Annotated in this window: 25 protein-coding genes; 20 read left to right on the top strand and 5 right to left on the bottom strand. The window is 62.1% G+C overall.

What is annotated here, in order from left to right; all coding sequences use genetic code 11:
* The 11 genes from nuoH to AC2FM3_RS13820 all read left to right on the top strand — a co-directional run.
* Nucleotides 1–868: NADH-quinone oxidoreductase subunit NuoH (gene nuoH, locus AC2FM3_RS13870; RefSeq protein WP_496682820.1), on the top strand; the 868-nt coding region annotated here is incomplete at its 5' end.
* A gap of 2 nt (nucleotides 869–870) precedes the next feature.
* Nucleotides 871–1,365 (top strand): NADH-quinone oxidoreductase subunit NuoI, encoded by a 495-nt coding sequence (gene nuoI, locus AC2FM3_RS13865; protein ID WP_005984030.1) that lies wholly within the window; start codon nucleotides 871–873, stop codon nucleotides 1,363–1,365.
* Nucleotides 1,362–1,784 carry a carboxymuconolactone decarboxylase family protein gene (locus AC2FM3_RS13860; protein ID WP_496682817.1) on the top strand — a complete coding sequence of 141 codons (423 nt, stop codon included), beginning with the start codon at nucleotides 1,362–1,364 and terminating at the stop codon, nucleotides 1,782–1,784. Before nuoI ends, AC2FM3_RS13860 begins: the two co-directional genes overlap by 4 nt.
* Nucleotides 1,781–2,383 (top strand): NADH-quinone oxidoreductase subunit J, encoded by a 603-nt coding sequence (locus AC2FM3_RS13855; RefSeq protein WP_496682814.1) that lies wholly within the window; start codon nucleotides 1,781–1,783, stop codon nucleotides 2,381–2,383. The genes AC2FM3_RS13860 and AC2FM3_RS13855 overlap by 4 nt, the downstream gene beginning before the upstream one ends.
* A gap of 4 nt (nucleotides 2,384–2,387) precedes the next feature.
* Nucleotides 2,388–2,693 (top strand): NADH-quinone oxidoreductase subunit NuoK, encoded by a 306-nt coding sequence (gene nuoK, locus AC2FM3_RS13850; protein WP_171096971.1) that lies wholly within the window; start codon nucleotides 2,388–2,390, stop codon nucleotides 2,691–2,693.
* 6 nt (nucleotides 2,694–2,699) lie between these two features.
* Nucleotides 2,700–4,826 (top strand): NADH-quinone oxidoreductase subunit L, encoded by a 2,127-nt coding sequence (gene nuoL / locus AC2FM3_RS13845; protein WP_496682810.1) that lies wholly within the window; start codon nucleotides 2,700–2,702, stop codon nucleotides 4,824–4,826.
* The gene (locus AC2FM3_RS13840; RefSeq protein ID WP_496682807.1) at nucleotides 4,826–6,367 is read left to right on the top strand and encodes an NADH-quinone oxidoreductase subunit M; all 1,542 of its coding nucleotides are present in this window, start codon (nucleotides 4,826–4,828) and stop codon (nucleotides 6,365–6,367) included. The genes nuoL and AC2FM3_RS13840 overlap by 1 nt, the downstream gene beginning before the upstream one ends.
* Nucleotides 6,368–6,382: 15 nt before the next feature.
* Complete coding sequence (gene nuoN, locus AC2FM3_RS13835; protein ID WP_496682804.1) at nucleotides 6,383–7,825, top strand: NADH-quinone oxidoreductase subunit NuoN; 1,443 nt, start codon at nucleotides 6,383–6,385, stop codon at nucleotides 7,823–7,825.
* A 54-nt stretch (nucleotides 7,826–7,879) separates the two neighbouring features.
* Nucleotides 7,880–8,629, top strand: a complete 750-nt coding sequence (locus AC2FM3_RS13830; RefSeq protein ID WP_496682801.1) for a biotin--[acetyl-CoA-carboxylase] ligase — start codon at nucleotides 7,880–7,882, stop codon at nucleotides 8,627–8,629.
* Between the two features lie 11 nt (nucleotides 8,630–8,640).
* A complete protein-coding gene (locus tag AC2FM3_RS13825) occupies nucleotides 8,641–9,420 on the top strand; it encodes a type III pantothenate kinase (protein WP_496682799.1) in 780 nt (259 codons plus the stop codon).
* Nucleotides 9,417–11,084, top strand: coding sequence for a ribonuclease J (locus AC2FM3_RS13820; protein WP_496682797.1), 1,668 nt, complete (start codon nucleotides 9,417–9,419; stop codon nucleotides 11,082–11,084). Before AC2FM3_RS13825 ends, AC2FM3_RS13820 begins: the two co-directional genes overlap by 4 nt.
* Nucleotides 11,085–11,091: 7 nt before the next feature.
* On the opposite strand, the gene AC2FM3_RS13815 is transcribed toward AC2FM3_RS13820, so the two are convergent.
* On the bottom strand, nucleotides 11,092–11,793 hold the full coding sequence (locus AC2FM3_RS13815) for an NUDIX hydrolase (protein WP_496682794.1): 702 nt from the start codon (nucleotides 11,791–11,793) through the stop codon (nucleotides 11,092–11,094).
* Nucleotides 11,794–11,817: 24 nt separating this feature from the next.
* Entirely contained in the window at nucleotides 11,818–12,216 is a 399-nt protein-coding gene (locus AC2FM3_RS13810; RefSeq protein ID WP_496682791.1) for a DUF983 domain-containing protein, read from the bottom strand.
* Between the two features lie 219 nt (nucleotides 12,217–12,435).
* On the opposite strand from AC2FM3_RS13810, the gene AC2FM3_RS13805 reads away from it, so the two are divergent.
* Genes AC2FM3_RS13805 through AC2FM3_RS13790 form a run of 4 tightly spaced genes read left to right on the top strand, consistent with a single transcriptional unit; the run spans nucleotide 12,436 to nucleotide 14,340 of the window.
* Nucleotides 12,436–12,903 carry an EF-hand domain-containing protein gene (locus AC2FM3_RS13805; RefSeq protein ID WP_496682788.1) on the top strand — a complete coding sequence of 156 codons (468 nt, stop codon included), beginning with the start codon at nucleotides 12,436–12,438 and terminating at the stop codon, nucleotides 12,901–12,903.
* A gap of 6 nt (nucleotides 12,904–12,909) precedes the next feature.
* Nucleotides 12,910–13,527 (top strand): RNA polymerase sigma factor, encoded by a 618-nt coding sequence (locus AC2FM3_RS13800; RefSeq protein ID WP_496682786.1) that lies wholly within the window; start codon nucleotides 12,910–12,912, stop codon nucleotides 13,525–13,527.
* Complete coding sequence (locus tag AC2FM3_RS13795; RefSeq protein WP_496682784.1) at nucleotides 13,511–13,870, top strand: hypothetical protein; 360 nt, start codon at nucleotides 13,511–13,513, stop codon at nucleotides 13,868–13,870. Before AC2FM3_RS13800 ends, AC2FM3_RS13795 begins: the two co-directional genes overlap by 17 nt.
* Nucleotides 13,867–14,340, top strand: coding sequence for a periplasmic heavy metal sensor (locus tag AC2FM3_RS13790; protein ID WP_496682781.1), 474 nt, complete (start codon nucleotides 13,867–13,869; stop codon nucleotides 14,338–14,340). Before AC2FM3_RS13795 ends, AC2FM3_RS13790 begins: the two co-directional genes overlap by 4 nt.
* A gap of 5 nt (nucleotides 14,341–14,345) precedes the next feature.
* Here AC2FM3_RS13790 and AC2FM3_RS13785 read toward each other — a convergent pair whose 3' ends face one another.
* Nucleotides 14,346–15,740, bottom strand: coding sequence for a diguanylate cyclase domain-containing protein (locus AC2FM3_RS13785; RefSeq protein ID WP_496682778.1), 1,395 nt, complete (start codon nucleotides 15,738–15,740; stop codon nucleotides 14,346–14,348).
* Nucleotides 15,741–15,827: 87 nt separating this feature from the next.
* Between AC2FM3_RS13785 and AC2FM3_RS13780 the strand changes: the two genes are divergently transcribed.
* From AC2FM3_RS13780 to AC2FM3_RS13760, 5 genes are all read left to right on the top strand, one after another.
* A complete protein-coding gene (locus AC2FM3_RS13780) occupies nucleotides 15,828–16,112 on the top strand; it encodes a DUF3572 domain-containing protein (RefSeq protein ID WP_496682823.1) in 285 nt (94 codons plus the stop codon).
* 26 nt (nucleotides 16,113–16,138) lie between these two features.
* Nucleotides 16,139–16,828, top strand: coding sequence for an HAD family hydrolase (locus AC2FM3_RS13775; protein WP_496682775.1), 690 nt, complete (start codon nucleotides 16,139–16,141; stop codon nucleotides 16,826–16,828).
* Between the two features lie 122 nt (nucleotides 16,829–16,950).
* Nucleotides 16,951–18,510: a trimethylamine methyltransferase family protein gene (locus AC2FM3_RS13770; RefSeq protein ID WP_496682772.1), complete on the top strand. Its 1,560-nt coding sequence runs from the start codon at nucleotides 16,951–16,953 to the stop codon at nucleotides 18,508–18,510.
* 121 nt (nucleotides 18,511–18,631) lie between these two features.
* On the top strand, nucleotides 18,632–19,219 hold the full coding sequence (locus tag AC2FM3_RS13765) for a heme NO-binding domain-containing protein (protein ID WP_496682769.1): 588 nt from the start codon (nucleotides 18,632–18,634) through the stop codon (nucleotides 19,217–19,219).
* Complete coding sequence (locus AC2FM3_RS13760; protein WP_496682766.1) at nucleotides 19,219–20,208, top strand: diguanylate cyclase domain-containing protein; 990 nt, start codon at nucleotides 19,219–19,221, stop codon at nucleotides 20,206–20,208. Before AC2FM3_RS13765 ends, AC2FM3_RS13760 begins: the two co-directional genes overlap by 1 nt.
* Before the next feature lie 12 nt (nucleotides 20,209–20,220).
* Here AC2FM3_RS13760 and AC2FM3_RS13755 read toward each other — a convergent pair whose 3' ends face one another.
* Both AC2FM3_RS13755 and AC2FM3_RS13750 read right to left on the bottom strand, forming a co-directional pair.
* A complete protein-coding gene (locus AC2FM3_RS13755; protein WP_496682765.1) occupies nucleotides 20,221–20,916 on the bottom strand; it encodes a CbiX/SirB N-terminal domain-containing protein in 696 nt (231 codons plus the stop codon).
* Nucleotides 20,917–20,976: 60 nt separating this feature from the next.
* Nucleotides 20,977–21,909: an AEC family transporter gene (locus AC2FM3_RS13750; RefSeq protein WP_496682764.1), complete on the bottom strand. Its 933-nt coding sequence runs from the start codon at nucleotides 21,907–21,909 to the stop codon at nucleotides 20,977–20,979.
* Nucleotides 21,910–21,912 lie beyond the last annotated feature (3 nt).

Raw genomic sequence — 21,912 nt, 5'->3', positions numbered from 1 at the left:
TCTGCTGCAATCGGTGGCGGATGCGCTGAAATACGTGGTGAAAGAGGTGGTAATCCCCGCCGGGGCTGACCGGACGGTGTTTATCCTGGCGCCTCTGACATCCTTCGTGCTGGCCATGATCGCTTGGGCGGTCATTCCGTTCAACGATGGCTGGGTGCTGTCGGATATCAACGTGGCCATCTTGTACGTGTTCGCCGTATCCTCGCTCGAGGTTTACGGCGTGATCATGGGGGGCTGGGCGTCGAACTCGAAATACCCGTTCCTCGGGAGCCTGCGCTCGGCCGCGCAGATGATTTCCTACGAGGTTTCGATCGGCCTGATCATCATCGGGGTGATCATCTCGACCGGCTCGATGAATTTTGGCGACATCGTGCGGGCGCAGGACGGCGCGTTCGGGTTCTTCAGCTGGTACTGGCTGCCGCATTTCCCGATGGTGTTCCTGTTCTTCATCTCGGCGCTGGCCGAAACCAACCGCCCGCCGTTTGACCTGCCCGAGGCGGAATCGGAACTGGTTGCCGGCTACCAGGTGGAATATTCGGCCACGCCTTTCCTGCTGTTCATGGCGGGCGAATACATCGCCATCTTCCTTATGTGCGCGTTGACCTCGCTGCTGTTCTTCGGCGGCTGGCTGTCGCCGATCCCGGGCCTGCCGGATGGCGTGCTGTGGATGGTCGCCAAGATGGCGTTCTTCTTCTTCCTATTCGCGATGGTCAAGGCGATCACGCCGCGCTACCGCTATGACCAGCTGATGCGGCTGGGCTGGAAAGTTTTCTTGCCGTTCAGTTTGGTTTGGGTGGTCTTCGTGGCTTTTGCTGCAAAATTCGATTGGTTCTGGGGCGCGTTTGCCCGCTGGAGCGTAGGAGGCTGACAATGACCCAGATCGACTATACCCGTGCGGCCAAGTATTTCCTGCTGCAGGACTTCTGGCAGGGTTTCAAGTTGGGGATGAAGTATTTCTTCGCCCCCAAGGCCACGGTGAACTATCCGCATGAAAAGGGCCCGCTGTCGCCCCGGTTCCGGGGCGAACATGCTCTGCGTCGTTATCCGAACGGCGAGGAACGCTGTATCGCCTGCAAGCTGTGTGAGGCGATCTGCCCGGCCCAAGCCATCACCATCGACGCCGAACCGCGCGAAGACGGCAGCCGCCGCACCACGCGTTATGACATCGATATGACCAAGTGCATCTATTGCGGCTTCTGCCAGGAGGCCTGCCCGGTCGATGCGATCGTCGAAGGGCCGAATTTCGAATTCGCCACCGAGACCCGCGAAGAGCTGTTCTATGACAAGCAGAAACTGCTAGAGAACGGCGACCGCTGGGAAGCCGAGATCGCCCGCAACCTGGAACTGGACGCGCCGTACAGATGAGTGATCCGGTCAAGAACCCATTCGAGCAGATGCTGAAACAGGCACATGACATGGCCAAGGCGTTCAACCCGGCGCTCGAGAGCTATTCGCCCGTCGACGCGATGCGCGGCTTCGAGGCGCTGTGGCCGACCATGCCCAAAGAGGTCATGGAGATGATGTTCGGCAACACCGTCAATCCGGGCGGACTGGATGCCAAGACCCGCCTGTTGCTGACGCTGGCGGGGCTGACCTGTCAGGGCGCGCAGGCCGATACGGCCATGCGCCAAACGGTGCGCCATGCCATCGAGGCAGGGGCCAAGAAACAAGAGATCGTGGAAACGATCGGTCAAATGTCGGTCTTTGCCGGCATCCCGGCCATGACCCGGGCGCTGGAACTGGCGCAGGAGGCCATGGGCGAAAACGAGGATGATGACCAATGAGCGTATTTGCCTTTTACCTCTTTGCCATCAGCGCCATCACCGGCGGGCTGTTCACCGTGATCAGCCGGCAGCCGGTGCATTCGGTGCTGTGGCTGATTTTGGCCTTCCTGTCGTCTGCGGGGCTGTTCGTGCTGCTGGGGGCGGAATTCGTCGCCATGCTGCTGATCATCGTCTATGTCGGCGCGGTGGCGGTGCTGTTCCTGTTCGTGGTGATGATGCTGGACGTGGACTTTGCCGAGCTCAAGGCCGAGATGGCGCGCTACATGCCTTTGGCCCTGCTGATCGGTCTGGTCATCCTGATGCAGTTCGTCATGGCCTTTGGCGCCTGGGACAGCGCACAGGGCGCGGCGGCCAACCTGGCCCAGCCGATCCCGGCGGATCGCCACAACACCGAAGCGCTGGGTGTCATCCTTTACGATCAATACTTCCTTCTGTTCCAACTGGCGGGCCTGATCCTGTTGGTGGCCATGATCGGTGCCATTGTACTGACGCTGCGCCACCGCCAGGACATCAAGCGGCAGGACATCATCGCCCAGATGATGCGCGACCCGGCCAAGGCGCTGGAGTTGAAGGACGTGAAACCGGGGCAGGGACTTTGAGACCATGATCGGACTTGAGCACTATCTTACCGTCGCGACGACGCTGTTCGTCATCGGCATCTTCGGTCTCTTTCTGAACCGCAAGAACGTCATCATCCTGCTTATGAGCATCGAATTGATGCTGCTGGCGGTAAATATCAACCTCGTGGCGTTTTCCAGCTTTCTCGGCGATCTGGTCGGGCAGGTGTTCACGCTGTTTGTGTTGACCGTGGCCGCGGCCGAGGCGGCGATCGGGCTGGCTATTCTGGTCTGCTTCTTCCGCAACCGCGGCACTATTGCGGTTGAAGACGTCAACATGATGAAGGGGTAAGGGATCATGGAAACCACAATCCTCTTTGCCCCGCTCGTGGGCGCGCTGATCTGCGGCTTTGGCTGGAAATTCATCGGCGAAAAGGCCGCGCTGTGGACGGCCACGGGCCTGCTGTTCCTGGCCTGTCTGCTGTCGTGGATCGTCTTCTTCAGCTTTGATGGACAGACCCAGCAGATCGAGATCATGCGCTGGATCGAAAGCGGCTCGCTGTCGACCTCGTGGGCCATTCGTCTGGACCGGCTGACCGCCATTATGCTGATCGTGGTCACTACGGTGTCGGCGCTCGTGCACCTTTATTCGTTCGGCTACATGGATCACGACCCGCAGTGGCGCGAGGGCGAAAGCTACAAGCCGCGCTTCTTTGCCTATCTGTCCTTCTTCACCTTCGCCATGCTGATGCTGGTAACGGCGGACAACCTGGTGCAGATGTTCTTTGGCTGGGAAGGCGTGGGCGTCGCATCCTACCTGCTGATCGGTTTCTACTACCGCAAACCTTCGGCCAATGCGGCGGCGATGAAAGCGTTCATCGTCAACCGTGTGGGCGACTTCGGCTTTGCGCTGGGGATTTTTGCGCTGTTCTTCCTGACCGACAGCATCAACTTCTCGGATATCTTTGCTGCCGCACCCCAGCTGGCGGAAACGCAGCTGACTTTCCTGTGGGGCGAATGGTCTGCGGTCGAGGTCGTCTGCGTGCTGCTGTTCATCGGTGCGATGGGCAAATCTGCGCAGTTGATCCTGCACACCTGGTTGCCGGACGCGATGGAGGGCCCGACGCCCGTGTCGGCGCTGATCCATGCCGCCACCATGGTGACGGCCGGTGTGTTCCTGGTTTGCCGTATGTCGCCGCTGATGGAGTTCGCGCCGGGTGCGACCGGGTTCGTCACTGTGCTGGGGGCCTCGACCGCGTTCTTTGCCGCGACCGTGGGTCTGGTGCAGACCGACATCAAGCGCGTGATCGCCTATTCGACCTGTTCGCAGCTGGGCTACATGTTCGTGGCCGCGGGCGTGGGCATGTATTCGGCGGCGATGTTCCACCTGTTCACGCATGCCTTCTTCAAGGCGCTCTTGTTCCTTGGTGCGGGCTCGGTGATCCACGCCATGCATCACGAACAGGACATGATGAACTATGGCAACCTGCGCAAGAAAATCCCCTATACCTTCTGGGCGATGATGATCGGCACGCTGGCCATCACAGGCGTCGGCATCCCGCTGACCACGATCGGCTTTGCCGGCTTCCTGTCCAAGGACGCCATCATCGAAAGCGCCTATGCCGGCGGGTCGGCCTTTGGCTTCTGGGCGCTGGTGATCGCCGCCGCGATGACCTCGTTCTACAGCTGGCGCCTGATCTTCCTGACCTTCTATGGCGAGGAGCGGGGCGACAAGCACACGCATGAGCACGCGCATGAAAGCCCGATGGTCATGCTGGTGCCGCTGGGTGTTCTGTCGCTGGGCGCCGTGTTCGCGGGCATGATCTGGTACAACAACTTCTTCGGTCACGCCGATCAGGTGGGCAAGTTCTATGGCATTCCGGTTGCCGAGGCGCGTGCCGAGGCCGGTGACCATGCCAAGGCCGATGATCATGGCGACGACGCGCATGCCACAGAATCTCATGACGACGAAGCTGCACACGGTGACAAGGCCAAGAGCGGCGACCACCACTATGCTTTTGTCGGCAAACCGGGCGAGGGCGCGCTGTACATCGCGCCGGACAACCATGTTTTGGACGACGCGCATGCTGCGCCGAAATGGGTCAAGATCTCGCCATTCATCGCAATGGTTCTGGGCTTTGGACTGGCCTACCTGTTCTACATCGTGAACCCGGCGCTGCCGAGCCGCCTGGCCGAGAACCAGCGTCCGCTGTACCTGTTCCTCAAGAACAAGTGGTACTTTGACGAAATTTACGACGCGATCCTTGTCAAACCGACTGTGGCCCTGGGCCGGTTCCTGTGGAAGGGCGGTGACGGCAAGGTGATCGACGGTTTCCTGAACGGAGTAGCAATGGGCGTCGTTCCCTTCTTCACCCGCCTCGCAGGCAAGGCGCAGACGGGCTACATCTTCACTTACGCCTTCTGGATGGTTCTGGGCATCGCAGCCCTGGTCACCTGGATGTCGATCGGCGGAGGCGCACACTGATGGACAATATCCTATCCATTGTCACATTCATTCCGGCCATTTCCGCCGGTCTGATGGCGCTGTTCCTGCACGGGAAGGATGCGGCAGCTCAAAGCAATGCCAAGTGGATCGCGCTGGTAGCAACCACGGTCACCTTTCTGGTCTCGATCGGTATCTATACCGAGTTCGACCCTTCGAACACCGGCTTTCAAATGGTGGAAGAAGGCGAATGGCTGATGGGCCTGAAATACAAGATGGGCGTGGATGGCATCAGCGTTCTGTTCGTGCTGCTGACCACCTTCATCATGCCGCTGACCATCCTGGCCAGCTGGAACGTGACCGACCGGGTCAAGGAATACATGATTGCCTTTCTGCTGCTGGAAACGCTGATGCTGGGCGTATTCATGGCTCTGGACCTGGTGCTGTTCTACCTGTTCTTCGAGGCCGGGCTGATCCCGATGTTCCTGATCATCGGGATTTGGGGCGGCAAGGACCGGATCTATGCCAGCTTCAAGTTCTTCCTCTATACCTTCCTCGGCTCGGTTCTGATGCTGGTGGCGATGGTGGCGATGTATGCCGACGCTGGCACCACCGACATTGCCGCGCTGATGACGCACCAGTTCTCGTCCGAGAGCTTCAGTGTGCTGGGCGTCCACATCGTCGGCGGCATGCAGACCTTGCTGTTCCTCGCGTTCTTCGCGTCCTTCGCAGTGAAGATGCCGATGTGGCCCGTGCACACCTGGCTGCCTGACGCCCACGTTCAGGCGCCGACGGCGGGCTCGGTCGTGCTGGCGGCGATCCTGCTGAAGATGGGTGGCTATGGCTTCCTGCGCTTCAGCTTGCCTATGTTCCCCGTCGGCTCGGCAGTGATGACCGATCTGGTCCTGTGGCTGTCGGCCATCGCCGTGGTCTACACCTCGTTGGTGGCGCTGGTGCAGGAGGACATGAAAAAGCTGATCGCCTATTCCTCGGTCGCGCATATGGGTTTTGTGACCATGGGCATCTTCGCCGCCAACCAGCAGGGCATCGACGGGGCGATCTTCCAGATGCTCAGCCACGGTTTCATCTCGGCCGCGCTGTTCCTTTGCGTTGGCGTGATCTATGACCGGATGCACACCCGCGACATCGAGGCCTACGGCGGCCTGGTGATCCGCATGCCGGCCTATGCGCTGGTGTTCATGCTGTTCACCATGGCAAATGTGGGCCTGCCGGGCACCAGTGGGTTCATCGGCGAATTCCTTACGCTGATGGGTACTTTCCAGGTCAACACCTGGGTGACAGCAGTGGCGGCCAGCGGTGTGATCTTCTCGGCAGCTTATGCGCTGTGGCTGTATCGCCGCGTGGTCTTTGGCGACCTGATCAAGGAAAGCCTCAAGTCGATCACCGACATGAGCACACGCGAACGCCTGATCTTTGCGCCGCTGATCGTCATGACCATTCTGCTGGGGGTCTACCCGTCACTGGTCACGGACGTGATCGGCAATTCGACCGCCGCGCTGATTTCGAACTATGACACGGCTCTGGCCGCGGCCGAGGCCGCGACCCAGGTCGCCTCGCACTAAGGGAGCTTTGGAGACATGATCCAGGCTGATCTGATTGTAATCCTGCCGGAAATCATTCTGGCGATCTATGCGATGGTGGCGCTGATCGGGGCGGTCTACACCTCGAAAGACGCGCTGGCCCCCGTGCTGATCTGGGCCACGGCGGGACTGATGGCCGTGCTGGCCTTCTGGATCGCGGCAAACGGTGAGGGCACGAACGTAGCCTTCAACGGAATGTTCGTCGATGACGGGTTCTCGCGCTTTGCCAAGGTTGCCATCCTGTTGTCGGCGGCCGCGGTTCTGGTCATGAGCCAGGACTATATGGCGCGCCGCAATATGCTGCGGTTCGAATATCCCCTGCTGGTGGCGCTGGCAGCGGTCGGCATGATGATGATGGTCAGCGCGGGCGATCTGATGTCGCTATACATGGGGCTCGAGCTGCAGTCTCTCTCGCTGTATGTCGTGGCCGCGCTGCGCCGCGACAGCGCCAAATCGACCGAGGCGGGCCTGAAATATTTCGTGCTGGGCGCGCTCAGCTCGGGCCTGCTGCTGTTCGGGGCGTCGCTGGTCTATGGCTTCTCCGGGACCACGCTGTTTTCGGGGATCGTGTCTACGGTGCATCATGGCGAGGTCTCGGTCGGCCTGCTGATCGGGCTGGTTCTGCTGATCTCGGGGCTGGCGTTCAAGGTGTCGGCCGTGCCGTTCCATATGTGGACGCCGGATGTCTACGAAGGCTCGCCCACGCCGGTCACGGCGTTTTTCGCCACTGCGCCCAAGGTTGCGGCCATGGGTCTGTTCGCGCGGGTGCTGCATGACGCCTTTGGCGGCGCGGTCGCCGATTGGCAGCAGGTGATCGTCTTGCTGTCGGTCCTGTCGATGCTGTTGGGCGCCATCGCGGCCATCGGTCAGCGCGACATCAAGCGGCTGATGGCCTATTCGTCGATTGCACATATGGGCTATGCGCTGATCGGTCTGGCGGCGGGCACGGCGCTGGGGATCAAGGCGATGCTGATGTATCTGGCGATCTACGTGACCATGAACATCGGCACCTTCGCCTTCATCCTGATGATGGAGCGCGACGGCAAGCCCGTGACCGACATCGACGCTCTGCGCCAGTTTTCTAAGCGTGACCCGGGCAAGGCGCTCGCCGTTCTGATCCTGATGTTCAGCCTGGCGGGTGTGCCGCCGATGCTGGGTTTCTTTGCCAAGCTGGGCGTCTGGCAGGCCGGTGTCGATGCCGACCTGATCGGGTTGGTCATCGTTTCGGCCATCTCGTCGGTCATCGGTGCGTTCTATTATCTACGGATCGTGTTCTACATGTATTTCGGGGACGAGAACGAAGACCCGATCGACACTCGGTCGTCGCCCGTTCTATGGGCGGCGCTGATGGGGTCGGCGGCGCTGATGTTGATCGGCGTATTCTATCAGTTCGGGATCGAGAGCGCGGCCACCGCCGCCGCGGCAACGCTTGTCAACTGATCTGCTGTCCGTACGAAACAGAGGGGCTCGGTCGCAGGACCGGGCCTTTTTGCGATGAGTGACTGGCCCAAGGGATATGGCCTGCACGTCGTGCAGGAGGTCGACAGCACCTTGAACGAGGCCGCCCGTATCGCGCCCACCGCAACCGGGCCGGTCTGGATCATGGCGCATCACCAGACGGCCGCGCGGGGGCGGCGCGGCCGGGTCTGGGCCAACCCCAAGGGGAATTTGGCCGCAACCTTGCTGATGCGCCCCGAAGGCAACCCGGAACAGGCGGCGCTGCGCAGCTTTGTTGCGGCGCTTGCGCTGTTCGATGCTGTGGTCTCGGTGACCGGGCGGGCGGCGGGGATGTCGCTGAAATGGCCCAATGACGTGCTGCTGAACGGCGGCAAACTGGCGGGCATTCTGTTGGAAAGCACGGGGCAGGGGCGCGGCGTGTCGCATCTGGCGATCGGCATCGGGGTGAACCTGGCTGACGCTCCTGCGCCCGACACCGTCGAGCCCGGCGCACTGCGACCGGTCTCGCTGCTGTCGGAAACCGGCGCTCAGGTCCTGCCCGAGGATTTCCTGACGGAACTGGCCGCCGCCTATGCCCGATACGAGGCGCAGTTCAGTACCTATGGATTCGAGCCCATCCGCACGGCCTGGCTGTCTCGTGCCGCAAAGCTGGGCGAGGTCATCACGGCCCGTACCGCCACGTCCGAGACCGTCGGAACCTTTGAAACGGTGGACGCGGGCGGCAACCTTGTCCTAAACACCGCCAAGGGCCGGGTCAGCATTCCGGCGGCAGACGTCTATTTCTGAAAGGGGCGCAGATGCTTCTGGCCATTGATTGCGGCAATACCAACACCGTGTTCTCGATCTGGGATGGCGAGAAATTCCTGTGCACCTTGCGCACCTCGACCCACCATGCGCGCACGGCCGATGCCTATTTCACCTGGTATTCCACCCTGGTGAAACATTACGGGATCGAGGCCGACATTGCCGATGTCATCATCGCCTCGACCGTGCCGCGGGTGGTGTTCAACCTGCGCGTCTTTGCCGACCGGTTCTTTGGATGCCGGCCGTTGGTCGTGGGCAAGCCCGATTGCCTGCTGCCGGTTCCGCCCCGGGTCGATGAGGGCACGATCCCTGGCCCCGACCGGCTGGCCAATGCCGCGGGGGCTTTCGACCGTCATGGTGGCAATGTCGTGGTGGTGGATTTCGGCACCGCCACCAATTTCGACGTGGTCGCGGCTGATGGCGCCTATGTCGGCGGCGTGATCGCGCCGGGGGTGAACCTCAGCCTCGAGGCGCTGCACCAAGGCGCTGCCGCGCTGCCGCATATCGATGTGTCGCGGCCCGACAAGGTGATCGGTACGAATACGGTTGGCTGTATCCAGTCGGGCGTGTATTGGGGATATTCCGGCCTGATCGAAGGCCTGATCGCCCGCATCAAGGCCGAATACGGCATGCCGATGAAGGTTGTCGGAACCGGCGGCCTTGCCCCGCTGTTCGATCAGGCCGATGTGGGCTTTGACGCAATTGAAGATGATCTGACGATGCACGGTCTAACCGTGATCCATCGCTACAACAAGGAAAATGGCTCGGCATGAGCAGTGAACGACTGATCTATTTGCCGCTGGGCGGCGCGGGTGAAATCGGCATGAACGCCTATGTCTACGGATATGGCGCGCCCGGCGAGGAACGGTTGATCCTGGTCGATCTGGGCGTGACCTTCCCCGACATGGACACCACGCCGGGCGTCGACCTGATCTATGCCGACATCTCGTGGCTGAAAGAACGCGCCGACCGGCTCGAGGCGATTTTCATCACCCACGCACACGAAGACCATGTCGGCGCCGTGGCGCTGTGCCATGAAATGCTGGGTGCGCCGATCCATGCGCGGGCGTTCACCGCCAACATCGCCCGCAAGAAGATGGAAGAGGCTGGCCACCCCGAGGATGCGGTGCGCACCGTCTCGGCCTGGCCCGAGCAGGTCAAAGCCGGGCCTTTCACCGTGGGGTTCCTGCCGGTGTCGCACTCGATCCCCGAAAGCGCCGCGCTGGTGATCGACACGCCCGCCGGGCGCATCGTGCATTCGGGTGACTTCAAACTAGACACGACCCCCGTGGTCGGCGAGCCCTTTGACGAGGCCCTGTGGGCCGAGGTGGCAAAACCCGGCGTCAAGGCGCTGGTCTGCGACAGCACGAACGTGTTCTCGACCCATCCCGGCCGGTCGGAATCCGAGGTCGGGCCCGCCATCACTCAATTGGTCGAGAAGGCCAGCGGCATGGTGGTGGCAACCACCTTCGCCTCGAACGTGGCGCGGGTGAAAACCTTGGCCGAGGCCGGCCACCGCGCCGGGCGGTCTGTCGTGCTGCTGGGGCGGGCCATGCGGCGGATGATCGAAGCGGCCACCGAAACCGGGATCCTGACCGATTTCCCGCGCGTGGTCAGCGCCGAAGAGGCGTTGGACCTGCCGCGCCAGAACTTGATGCTGATCGTCACCGGCAGCCAGGGGGAACGCCGTGCGGCCAGCGCACAGCTGGCGCGTGGCAAATACCGGGGGATCGAGCTGAAAGAGGGCGACCTGTTTCTGTTTTCATCCAAGACCATTCCGGGCAACGAACGTGGCGTGATCCGCATCATGAACCAGCTGAGCGAGAAAGGCGTGGACGTCGTCGATGACAGCAATGGGCTGTATCATGTATCCGGCCACGCCAACCGCCCGGATCTGGAACGGGTGCATGCGCTGGTCGACCCGCAGATGGTCATCCCGATGCATGGCGAACACCGGCACCTGCGCGAACATGCCAAGCTGGCCGAGGCCGGTGGACGGGCTGGTGTGCTGGCCGTCAACGGCACCATGCTGGACCTGTCGGGGAACGCGCCGCAGGTGGTCGACTATGTCGAAACCGGGCGCACATACCTGGACGGCTCGGTCAAGGTCGGGGCACTGGACGGTGTGGTGCGCGACCGCATCCGCATGGCGCTGAACGGGCATGTGATCGTGACCGTCATCCTGGACGAAGACGACGAGCCCCTCGGCGAGCCCTGGTGCGATACGATGGGCCTGCCGGAAACCGGCGCGTCGCGTGCCGGGCTGGTCGAGGTGCTGGAAGAGGACCTGAATCAGTTCCTGATGCGGGCCGACGTCAAGACGCTGCGCGACGACGACAAGCTGGAAGAGGCCATGCGCCGCATCGTGCGCCAAAGCGCCCAGATCGAGATCGGCAAGAAGCCCGAAGTGACTGTGGTGATCAGCCGGATGAAGTGATCTGGCCTCAGCCCGTTTCGGGCATCGGGCGGCCTTTGAGACGCTGGAACAGGCTGGCTTCCTCGTTGTTGAGGAAGAAGGGCACCGAAGCTGGCGGGGCCGGGTCGGTGACCCGTGCTTCGACCTCGGCCAGCACCACCTCGGTGATGAAGGGCAGGTCGAAATCGCGGGCCTGATCCAGCGGGATCCACTGCAGGTGCGACAGCTCGTCAGAGGCTTGGCTGAAGTCGTCCGGATCGTTGGCGATGGCGTCAGCATCCACCAGAAAGAACCGCGCGTCGAACCGGCGCGGCCGGCCCGGTGGCGTGACTGCCCGGAACACGAACTGCAAGGGCTGCGCCGAAGGCAGGAACCCGCGCTCAGCGAAGCTGATCCAGTCCTGCGGGGTAGGTCCGGGCCATTGCCCGGGAACCCCCAGGATCAGGCCGGTTTCTTCCCACAACTCGCGGATCGCGGCTGCTGCCAATGCTGTCTGCAGGCCGTTGGGGGCCTGATCGGCCAGGCGTTGGTGGCAGATATTAGGCAGGGGCGTGGCCAGCGGCACACGGGCGTCCTCGGGGTCGACCGCGCCGCCGGGAAACACGAACTTGTTCGGCATGAAGGCCGCGGCTGCGCCGCGCTGGCCCATCAGGATCGCCGGCTTTTCATGGCGATCGCGCAGCACGATCACGGTTGCTGCGTCGCGAATGGCAGATTTGTCTACGGTCATGTTCGGATCAAGCCCGCGGCCAAATCATTTCGAGTCGCCGAACCCGTGCATTCGCCGAGCCCATTGAAACCCGACGACTGCGCCCTTGAGTCGCGGCAGCAGATACAAGGACAACGCCACACAGCCCACCGAGAACATCAGCGCCATGGTCAGCGGGTCCGGCCGAAAGTGAACATAAGACACGTGCAACGCCGGGGCCAGCAGGTGGCCGACGATCAGGATCGTCAGATAGGCCGGGCCGTCATCCGCCCGGTGGTGGAAGAGGTCCTGACCGCACTCGTTGCAGGTGTCATTCACCTTCAGATAGCTGTGCAACAGCTGGCCTTTGCCGCAATTTGGACATTTGCAACGGAACCCCTTTGCCAAGGCCGGCCAAGTTGGCCGATCGTCATGGGCCATGATTTCCACAGTTTGGTCTGTCATCTTGATACTCGCGCTCGGATTTGGATGAATATTGCGCTTGTTTGGGCCGCCCGGAAAGGGGGGTGCGTCGCTTTGCGCGTGCCGTTTCCGAATATATGACCCCGCAATCCGAATTTTTCGACAAAAAATTTTCGTCAGCGCGACGGAAACCCCACGGCGCGGCGTTTGAACAGATGTAAGCAGCGGCACAGGGCCGCGGCAACATAAGGGAACCGAGCAATGAAAAGCGCAAAATTCATCTCTGCCATCGTTCTGTCTGCGGTTGCGATCACCGGGACATCGGCTTTGGCGAAAGGTCCGCGGGATCATGCCCCCATCAGTTTCCAGGACCTGGATGCGAACGGCGACGGCCAGGTGACCAAGGCCGAGATGGAAGAACATCGCACGCAAAAGTTCACCACGATGGATGCAGATGGGGATGGCAAGCTGAGCGTCGAGGAAATGCAGGCCGCGGCACAGGCCAAAGCCGACGCGCGCGTGACGGACATGTTTGCGCGTCATGATGCCGACAAGGACGGCTTTTTGACCGAGGATGAGTTGCCCAAGCCGCGCCGGGCTGACAAGATGTTCGACCGGATGGACGCGGACGGGAACGGGTCGTTGTCCGAAGAGGAGTTCGCGGATGCGAAGGACCGGATGGGGCGGCACCACAGGAAAGGTGGTCGTCCCGGCGCAGACGACAAGTGATGCGGGATGGAGGATCTGACCTCCTCAGCGCAGACGTTCCGCGGCGACCGGGTCGCCGCGGAAGACCTGAGCGACGAGCGGTTGCTGAGGTTGTTCGCCGATGGCGACGCGGCGGCGGCGCGGGTGCTTACCGATCGGCTGGGGCCGCGCTGTTTCTCGGTGGCCTTGCGCATGTTGAACAACCGCGCCGAGGCCGAAGACGTGACCCAAGAGGCGATGATGCGCCTTTGGAAGGTCGCGCCGGATTGGGTGCCGGGGCAGGCAAGGGTTTCAACCTGGCTGTACCGGGTGACCTTGAACCTGTGCATCGACCTGCGTCGCAGAAAGTCGGCGGACGCGCTCGACGGTACCCCTGAACCTCAGGATGACAGCACGGGCGCTGTCGAACAGATGCAGCAGAAGGCCCGGTTGAACGCCCTGAACGGGGCCTTGGCGCAATTGCCGGAACGCCAGCGTCAGGCAGTGATTCTGAGGCATATCGAAGAATTGTCGAACCCCGAGATTGCCCAGATCATGCGAATCTCGATCGAAGCGGTGGAAAGCCTGGTGGCACGGGGAAAACGGACGCTGACAGCAATCCTGTCGGGTCGACGAGAGGAGTTGGGATATGACGACTTCAGATGATGACACGGATCTGGACCTGCTGTTCGCCGAGGCGCGGCGGAGCAGCCCTGAATTGCCGGACGATCTGGCCGTTCGCATCCTGACCGATGCCGAGGCGGTACGTCTTGAACGGTCGCGACCGGCCGTGCCCACAGACCGTGGTCTGATCCGCAGCCTGTACGACGGGCTGGGCGGGTGGCGGGGTCTGGGCGGGCTGATGGCTGCAAGCGTCGCAGGGGTCTGGGTGGGGTTTGCCGCGCCCTCGTACCTGCCTGATCCGGCAAGCTACTTCGTATCGCAGGACACATCCTACTTGGTGGCGAATATGGGGTTGGAACCCACCTTTCTGGAGGAATTGGAATGACCGAAACCGTCAAGCAACCGCGCCGCTGGATGACCATTCTTCTGGTGGCCTCGTTGGGTCTGAACCTGTTGGTTGCCGGTGTGTTGCTGGGCGCCGTCCTGCGGTTCCGTGGCGATCATGTCGATGTCCCCCCAGGGTTCGGGCCGGCTCTGTTCCGGGCTCTTGCCGAAACTGACCGAAAAGCCTTGCGAGATGAATTGTTCGATGAGCACAGGCGCGGGGCCAGGCAACGCGCCCAGGATTTTGCCGAGCTGGGCGAAGCCCTGCGCGCAGTTCCTTTCGATCCGGTCTTGGTCGAGAACGTTCTGAAAGAGCAGGCGGCCACAACTGCCCTGATCCAGTCGAACTTACAGAAAAAATGGCTGTCGCGTGTGACGAAAATGACCGACGCCGAGCGGAAGGCCTATGCCGATCGTCTCGAACAGGTGGTCAAAGATCGACGCTCGCGCAAGCCCGGTCGCGAACACTAGCCCCGTCAGGCGGCGCTCAGGCTCACTTGGTTGCGACCAGACCGTTTGGCGGCGTAGAGGGCTTGATCGGCGCACTTGATCAGACCGAGCGCAGCGCCGGGACCCTCAGCAATCGGATTGGTGTGTGGGTCGCACAGTTTCAGGCCGACGCTGACTGTAACGGTCAGCCGCGTGGGCACATCAGGCAGGACAAAAGGCGTGGCAGAAATGCGGGTGCAGATCTCGTCCGCTTTTCTTTTGGCCTCGGCCTCGGTGGTGTCGGGCATCCCGATCAGAAACTCTTCGCCGCCGATCCGGGCCAAAAAGGCACCCGCGCCCAGGCTGCGCTTCATACGCTTCGCGGCCTCGATCAAAATCTGATCGCCGGCAGCATGGCCGAACCGATCATTGATCGATTTGAAATGATCCAGGTCGGCAAGCATGATCGCATAGCTCCGGCCGGTTTCCCTGGATCGCGCCATGATCCGGGCCAGAGCAGACAATGCGAACCGGCGGTTGTTCAGCCCGGTCAGAGGGTCGATCAGAGAGTCTTCCAACCCGCGCCGAAGCGCCGCCCGCATGTGATCGTCCTGCGCTTTTCGCGCGATCAGCGCGCCGATCCGCAGCGAAACCTCGTGCGCGCAGAACCCGCCCATGCAGATCGCGTCGGCGCCCCGGTCCAGCGCGTCGGCGGCAAGAGCCGCGTTGTCATCAGCGATGACGCCGATCACCGCGGTCTTGCGGGTACCGTTGCGTGACTTGAGGTCGGTCAGAAGGTTCAGGCCCTGAGCGTCGCGATCCAGGTCCACGACGATGGCGTCCGGGATCGAACCCGACAGCAAGCCGTGCAGGTTGGGAATGGTGTGGGCCGAGATCGTCTGACCGGATAGCTCAGCCAGCGCGCGGCGCCATATCGCACCCCGTGAAGCCGAGCGAGCCAGAACGGCGATCCGGTCGGTGCGGGTACGCGCGACAAACGGGTCGGGCGCCTCGGAAAAGCCGATGGATTGCACGTCATTCCTGCCGCGCAGGTCCTGCGTTTCGGCGCGTGCACGCAGCAGGCTGCGGACCCGCGCCAATAGGTATGTGTCCTTGAAGGGATACGGCAGAACGTCGTCGAGCCCGTCCGAAAGGGCGCGCAACCGGGCGGTCTTATCATTCTGCTGCGCGATCGCGACGACGGGAACATCACGAAGCTGTGGATCGCACTGGACCAGTTTCTTCACCTCCGATGCGGTGCCGTCCGGCAATGTCATCGCCGTCAGAACCAGATCGGGCTGTACACGCCGCACCAAGGCGGGCAGGCCAGCCAGCTTGTTGCCCTGCGCCACCTGATACCAGGCAGCCGTCAGCTGCACCTTTAGCATGATGCGATTGGTCGAGACCCCATCAAGAACCAGGATGGTTCCCTGCACGGACATGGCTTTCACCGTTGGTTGAATGTGTTGCCAAAGTGTTTATTACTCTGGTTAACAAACCCTTTCCAACTGCCGCCGTTCGAGAGATTTATGACGATATCCTCCGAAAATGCCGAGACGCTGGCGTTGAATGCGCTGGGTTGGCTTGCCGGCAATGACGATTTGCTGCCAGTTTTTCTGGGTTCGACGGGGGCGTCGATCACAGATCTTCGTGACCGCGCCGCAGAGCCTGAATTCCTGATGTCTGTGCTCGAGTTTCTGATGCTTGACGATTCGTGGGTCATGGCGTTCTGTGACGACAATTCCGTGCCCTATGACAGTCCGGCGCAGGCCCGGACGGCCCTGGCGGGAGGGGCCGATATTCACTGGACGTGACCGGGCCTGAATCTGGAGAAAACGACATGCAGATCGAAGCCCTGGTGTTCGACAAAGACGGAACTCTGTTCGACTTTGCGGCCACTTGGGGCGCGTTCGGCGCGGCTGTTCTGCGGCGGCTGGGCGGCGGCGACGACGCGCGCGCCGCGCGGTTGGGCGAGGCGATCGGATTTGATCCGGTGCGCGGTACCTACGCGTCCGACAGCATCGTGGTCGCGGGTACGATCGACGAGATCGTGGATGTACTGGCCTCGCAACTGCCCGAATGGTCGCGGGCCGGTCTGATCGAGATGCTCAATGCCGAATCCGCATGCGCGACGCAGGTCGAGGCGGTTGCCTTGGCCCCGTTTCTGCGCGGTCTGAAACAGGCCGGCAAAAGGCTGGGCGTTGCCACGAATGACGGCGAGATGCCTGCACGGGAACACTTGGCTTCGGTCGGGGTCAGTCATCTGTTCGATTTCGTTGCGGGTTATGACAGCGGCTACGGCTTCAAGCCCGCTCCGGGCCAGTTGCTGGCCTTTGCCGAACATATCGGCGTTGCGCCGTCGCAGACCGCCATGGTTGGTGACAGCCTGCACGACATGCAGGCCGGTCGGGCAGCCGGCATGACGACGATCGGTGTGCTGACGGGCATGGCCTCGGCGCAGGACCTGGCGCCTCTGGCCGATGTGGTTCTGCCGGATATCGGCCACATTCCGGCCTGGCTGGGGATTTGACCGGAATGGGCGCCAAAAAATCGGCGTTTCATGATTTGAAACCGACCATCTCTGTCGCAGACAGAGCGGCTCAACGGCCGACTTCGGGGCTTGCTTGAGAAAAGCAATCGCCGGAGGACCACATGGCCGACACCAGGACTCAGAGGCGCCGCAGCGGCGGGCGCGCAGGTGCCGCCGCCCGCAGGGGCGCCGCCGTCATCGACCAGATGCCGTGGAACCCGCCGATCAATATAGACCACCCTACTGAACCGCTGCCGCCCGAGGGAGTCGAAGCCATCCATGACGGCGCGATGCGCATTCTCGAGGAAATCGGGATCCAGTTTCTGAACGAAGAGGCCATCGCGATCTTTCGTCAGGCCGGTTGCGCGGTCGATGGCGATATCGTGCGGATGGGCCGCGACTTTGTGATGGAGATGGTCGGCAAGGCGCCGCCCACCTTCACCATCACGCCACGCAACCCGGACCACACGATCGAGATCGGCGGCAAACGGCTGCTCTTCGGAAACGTCTCCTCGCCGCCCAACTACTGGGACATGGAAATCGGCAAGAAGGTGCCCGGCAATCGCGAGATGTGCCGGAACCTGTTGAAGCTGACGCAGTATTTCAACTGCATCCACTTCGCAGGCGGCTATCCGGTCGAGCCGGTGGACATCCACGCCAGTGTGCGACACCTGGACGTGCTGTACGACAAGCTGACGCTGACCGACAAGGCCATGCACGCCTATTCTCTGGGCAAGGAGCGGGTCGAGGACGTGATGGAGATGGTCCGTATCGCCGGCGGCCTCAGCCACGAGGCGTTCGAGGCGACGCCCCGGATGTACACCAATATCAACTCGACCTCGCCCCTGAAACATGACCACCCGATGATCGACGGCTGCCTGCGGCTGGCGCGACGGGGGCAGGCGATCGTGGTGACGCCGTTCACGCTGGCCGGGGCAATGGCGCCGGTCACGCTGGCCGGTGCGGTGGCGCAGTCGGTGGCCGAGGCACTCAGCGCGATCGCCCTGTTCCAGTATGTTCGCCCCGGCATTCCTTGCGTGATCGGCACCTTCACGTCGAATGTCGACATGAAGTCCGGGGCACCGGCCTTCGGAACGCCGGAATACATGCGCGCGACACAGATGACCGGCCAGATGGCGCGGTTCTATGGGCTGCCTCTGCGGTCTTCGGGGGTATGCGCCGCCAACGTACCGGACGGGCAAGCGATCTGGGAGACCTCCAATTCTCTTTGGGCAGCGGTTCAGTCGGGGACCAACATGGTCTATCACGCCGCCGGCTGGCTGGAGGGCGGACTGATCGCCAGCCCCGAAAAGTTCATCATGGATTGCGAGATCCTGCAGCAGATCCAGCGCTACATGCAGCCCGAACTGTGCGCCACGGGCCCGGATGAAATCGCACTGGATGCGATCCGGTCGGTCGGCAACGATGGTCACTTCTTTGGCATCCAGCACACGCAGGACCGCTATACCACGGCCTTCTATCAGCCGTTCCTGAGTGACTGGAAGAACTATGAAGGCTGGGAGGCCGCCGGCGGCATCTGGACCGCCGAGCGCGCGCACCTGCTGTTCAAGGAGATCATCGGCAGTTTCGAGGCGCCCCCCATGGATGCGGCCATCCGCGAGGAACTGGCCGATTTCGTGGCCCGACGCAAAGCCGAGGGCGGGGCGCCGACGGATTTCTGAACACTCTGCATTCGTATCAGGTTGAGATTATTCTGCATTTGCAGAAACTTGGCCGCGCGGATTCGACCTTTGTTAAGATTTCTGGGCTGTGATCGGACTCATACCAAGTCTGAGGCTGTTGATGCACGGATTGATAAACAAGGCCATTCAGTCGTTTGTCTGTGCGACCTACGGGCGCGAGTGCTGGCTGCGTGCCACCGCGGTGGCCGAGCTTGGCTTCGTCGAGTTCGAGGCCATGCTGGTCTATGACCGCGGCAAGTCCTATCGCCTGCTCGATGCGCTGTGCGCCGAATTGAAGCGCGCGCGTGATGAATTTCTCGAGGATCTGGGCACCTATCTCGTGTCTCACCCCAACATGGAGGGGTTGCGGCGTCTGTTGCGGTTTGGCGGCGTCACCTATGTGGAATTCCTGCACTCGCTGGACGATCTGTCGGATCGGGTGCGCCTGGCGGTGGCCGATCTGACGCTGCCCGCTCTGGAATTGATCGAGTGTTCGCCCAACGAGTTCGAACTGCACTGTCAGCCCGGGCTGGACGGCTATTCCTGCGTCCTGACCGGCCTTTTAAGGGCGATGGCCGATGACTACGGCGCGCTGGTGTTTCTGACGCGCACTGGCACGAATGAAAAGGGAATCGACATCATTTCCATGACCCTTGTCGAAAGCGCATTCGCCGAGGGCCGAAATTTCGATCTGGGGGCACCAAGCTGATGTTGGATCACGATCAACTGGGGGTGTTGTTGGGAACCCTGTGCCCCATGTTCGTCCTGCTGGGTGGCGACGGAACCATCCGCCAGGCTGGGCCGACCCTGCAAAAGCTGCGTTCTGACCGGCCGATGCCGGGGCGCGCTTTCCTTGACGTTTTCGATCTGGTTCGCCCCCGGTCCATTACGTCGTTCCGCGACCTGATGGCAAGCGAAGGTGTGAAACTGTCGGTGAAATTTCGCGACGAGCCGCGAACGGCGCTCAAGGGCCTTGTCTCGCCGTTGCCGACAGGCGGGGCGGTCATCAACCTGTCATTCGGAATCTCGATCCTGGACGCGGTCCGCGACTATGCGCTGACAAGTTCGGACTTTTCGGGCACCGATCTGGCGATCGAACTGCTCTACCTGGTCGAGGCAAAATCGGCCGCTATGGAGGCGTCACGGTCTCTGAACCTGCGGTTGCAAGGCGCAATGCTGGCGGCGGAGGAGCAGGCCTATACCGACACCTTGACCGGTCTCAAAAACCGACGGGCAATGGACCACATTCTTGAACATCTCGTGTCCAGCAAGGCGACTTTTGCGCTGATGCACCTGGACCTCGATTTCTTCAAGGCCGTGAATGACGAACTGGGGCATGCGGCCGGCGACTACGTACTGAGCGAAGCCGCGCGGATCATGTTGGAAGAAACCCGCAACGACGATACGGTGGCCCGCATCGGCGGGGACGAGTTCGTACTGATCTTCCGTGGTCTGTCTGACCGAGACGTCCTGCAGCGCATCGCGGAACGGCTTATTTCACGGCTTCAACAGCCGATGGACTATCAGGGCCAGACCTGCGCTATTTCCGCAAGTATCGGCACCGCGCTCAGCGCGCAGATCCCGTCGGTGATGCCGGCCAACATTCTCAACGCAGCGGATATGGCCCTGTACGAGGCCAAGCGCAGCGGCCGAGGCTGTCACCGCTTCTATTGCGAGCAGGAAAAGGCCGGGCACTGAGCGCGGCCGGTTTCACCGCGTGACCTCGGCCTCCAAGACCTTGGCAATGCGGTGTTTGACGGCACCCAGTTCACCGACGACTGGCAGTTGCAGCCCGCGGAAACCCGCGCGAGCCAGCTCGGTCGGCACATCGTCCAGAACATGTCCGCCCGTACAGGCAAAGAACGGTAGGCACAGCGCGGTTTCGCGGGTGCCGCGGGCGGCCTCGGATATCGACGGCGCCTCTTCCACAAAACCCGTTCGAACCGACTGGAAAGATATCAAACCGGCCAGTTTGTCTGCAAAGCTGTTGGCAACAACCGACGGGTTGCGGCTGCGGCCTGACCCGTGTGCGGCGATCACCAGGTCCGTCTCGGCCGCTCGCCAGCCGCGCTGGTCCAACTGCTCGGACAGGGCCGTGGCCACGATCCGGGGCAAGTCCGGGTCGGTTCCCAGCGGGTCGAGTATTCGCACATCGCGGCCGTCCACACGTTTGGGCAGGGCGCTGGTCACGAACCAGCCTTTCGCCATGAACAGCGGATAGATCGCCACTGCGTCGGTCAGGCCGTCCAGAACCTGCTCCAGCGCCCCCGGCGCGGCCAGCGTGGCCGAGGTTACATGGACCTGATCCGTCAACTGGTCGATTTCGTCGGCGAGCCGCGCCAAAGCCGCCTCGGCCGGAGCCGGATCCGAGGGTTGCCCGTGGGCGACGATGACGGCGTTCAGCATTGCGGTCTCCTGTCTTGCTCGGGGTTATGTGCGGCGCGCGACGTCGAAGTCAATCCGGCCTCAGCCCAAAACCACCAGCCACATCCAGACCGTCAGGATCGACGCCGCGGTTCCGATCAGCACGGACGAGGCGGCGACGCGTTTTGCGCGCCCATAGATGTTGGCAAAAATATAGGCGTTGAACCCCGGCGCCATCGCCGCGTTCAGAACGCCCGAGCGGAACAGGTCCTGCGGCAGGGCGGTCGCAGTTCCGAACAGCCAGACGAGGCTGGGATGCAGGATCAGCGACACGCAGCAGACATAGCCGATGGTCCGCAGATCGCCCTCGGGGCGATACATGACCAGCACGCCGCCCAGCGCGAACAGCGCGCCGGGCAGGGCAGCGCGGGTGATCAACCCCAGAGCCTCGTCCACGACCGCCGGGATGGCCAGACCCGTCAGGTTCACAATGAACCCAAGCGTGATGCCCAGGATGAGGGCGTTCTTGAACATCGCCGACAGGACGGACCTGACCATACGCAGGCCGCCTTGGCCGCGATTGCGGATGAACTCCATGACCGAGATGCCGACGCAGTAGCAGAACGGCGAATGGAAGGCGATGATGGCATAGTTGCCGGTCAGGTTGTTCGGGCCATAGGCGCGCTCGGTGATCGGCAGGCCCAGCAGGACCGAGTTCGAGAACAGGCAGCAGAAGCCGATCGCCACGCAGTCTTCCCAGTCTCGCCCGAAGATGAACCGGGCGCCCAGCATGCCCGCGACAAAGCACAGACCCGCGGCCGAATAGAAGCTGCCCAGCAATCGTGGGTCGAAGCTGGCGCTCAGGTCCAGATGGGCGATGGCCAGAAACAGCAGGCACGGGATTGCAAAGCCTTGGGTGAATTTCATCAACCCGTCGACATGGTTTTCCTTGAAATAGCCCAGGCGGGTCGCAGCATATCCGGCGCCGATGACCAGGAAGACTGGTAAAATGACGTCGATCAGGCTTTGCAGCATCTC

The sequence above is a fragment of the Ruegeria sp. BHSB172 genome, from assembly GCF_059613165.1.
Note: the sequence above shows the minus strand (reverse complement) of the source record. Positions and strands in the feature narration are given on the sequence as shown.

Excerpts from the sequence above, each read along its gene's own strand:
- AC2FM3_RS13820 (WP_496682797.1), top strand. The coding sequence starts at position 9,417 with ATGAGCAGTGAACGACTGATCTATTTGCCGCTGGGCGGCGCGGGTGAA.
- nuoN (WP_496682804.1), top strand. The coding sequence starts at position 6,383 with ATGATCCAGGCTGATCTGATTGTAATCCTGCCGGAAATCATTCTGGCG.
- AC2FM3_RS13750 (WP_496682764.1), bottom strand. The coding sequence starts at position 21,909 with ATGCTGCAAAGCCTGATCGACGTCATTTTACCAGTCTTCCTGGTCATC.
- AC2FM3_RS13755 (WP_496682765.1), bottom strand. The coding sequence starts at position 20,916 with ATGCTGAACGCCGTCATCGTCGCCCACGGGCAACCCTCGGATCCGGCT.
- AC2FM3_RS13810 (WP_496682791.1), bottom strand. The coding sequence starts at position 12,216 with ATGACAGACCAAACTGTGGAAATCATGGCCCATGACGATCGGCCAACT.
- AC2FM3_RS13815 (WP_496682794.1), bottom strand. The coding sequence starts at position 11,793 with ATGACCGTAGACAAATCTGCCATTCGCGACGCAGCAACCGTGATCGTG.
- AC2FM3_RS13785 (WP_496682778.1), bottom strand. The coding sequence starts at position 15,740 with ATGTCCGTGCAGGGAACCATCCTGGTTCTTGATGGGGTCTCGACCAAT.
- AC2FM3_RS13780 (WP_496682823.1), top strand. The coding sequence starts at position 15,828 with ATGACGATATCCTCCGAAAATGCCGAGACGCTGGCGTTGAATGCGCTG.
- AC2FM3_RS13830 (WP_496682801.1), top strand. The coding sequence starts at position 7,880 with ATGAGTGACTGGCCCAAGGGATATGGCCTGCACGTCGTGCAGGAGGTC.
- AC2FM3_RS13855 (WP_496682814.1), top strand. The coding sequence starts at position 1,781 with ATGAGCGTATTTGCCTTTTACCTCTTTGCCATCAGCGCCATCACCGGC.
- AC2FM3_RS13860 (WP_496682817.1), top strand. The coding sequence starts at position 1,362 with ATGAGTGATCCGGTCAAGAACCCATTCGAGCAGATGCTGAAACAGGCA.
- AC2FM3_RS13840 (WP_496682807.1), top strand. The coding sequence starts at position 4,826 with ATGGACAATATCCTATCCATTGTCACATTCATTCCGGCCATTTCCGCC.
- AC2FM3_RS13770 (WP_496682772.1), top strand. The coding sequence starts at position 16,951 with ATGGCCGACACCAGGACTCAGAGGCGCCGCAGCGGCGGGCGCGCAGGT.
- AC2FM3_RS13800 (WP_496682786.1), top strand. The coding sequence starts at position 12,910 with ATGGAGGATCTGACCTCCTCAGCGCAGACGTTCCGCGGCGACCGGGTC.
- AC2FM3_RS13775 (WP_496682775.1), top strand. The coding sequence starts at position 16,139 with ATGCAGATCGAAGCCCTGGTGTTCGACAAAGACGGAACTCTGTTCGAC.
- AC2FM3_RS13805 (WP_496682788.1), top strand. The coding sequence starts at position 12,436 with ATGAAAAGCGCAAAATTCATCTCTGCCATCGTTCTGTCTGCGGTTGCG.
- AC2FM3_RS13765 (WP_496682769.1), top strand. The coding sequence starts at position 18,632 with ATGCACGGATTGATAAACAAGGCCATTCAGTCGTTTGTCTGTGCGACC.
- nuoI (WP_005984030.1), top strand. The coding sequence starts at position 871 with ATGACCCAGATCGACTATACCCGTGCGGCCAAGTATTTCCTGCTGCAG.
- AC2FM3_RS13790 (WP_496682781.1), top strand. The coding sequence starts at position 13,867 with ATGACCGAAACCGTCAAGCAACCGCGCCGCTGGATGACCATTCTTCTG.
- AC2FM3_RS13760 (WP_496682766.1), top strand. The coding sequence starts at position 19,219 with ATGTTGGATCACGATCAACTGGGGGTGTTGTTGGGAACCCTGTGCCCC.
- AC2FM3_RS13795 (WP_496682784.1), top strand. The coding sequence starts at position 13,511 with ATGACGACTTCAGATGATGACACGGATCTGGACCTGCTGTTCGCCGAG.
- nuoK (WP_171096971.1), top strand. The coding sequence starts at position 2,388 with ATGATCGGACTTGAGCACTATCTTACCGTCGCGACGACGCTGTTCGTC.
- nuoL (WP_496682810.1), top strand. The coding sequence starts at position 2,700 with ATGGAAACCACAATCCTCTTTGCCCCGCTCGTGGGCGCGCTGATCTGC.
- AC2FM3_RS13825 (WP_496682799.1), top strand. The coding sequence starts at position 8,641 with ATGCTTCTGGCCATTGATTGCGGCAATACCAACACCGTGTTCTCGATC.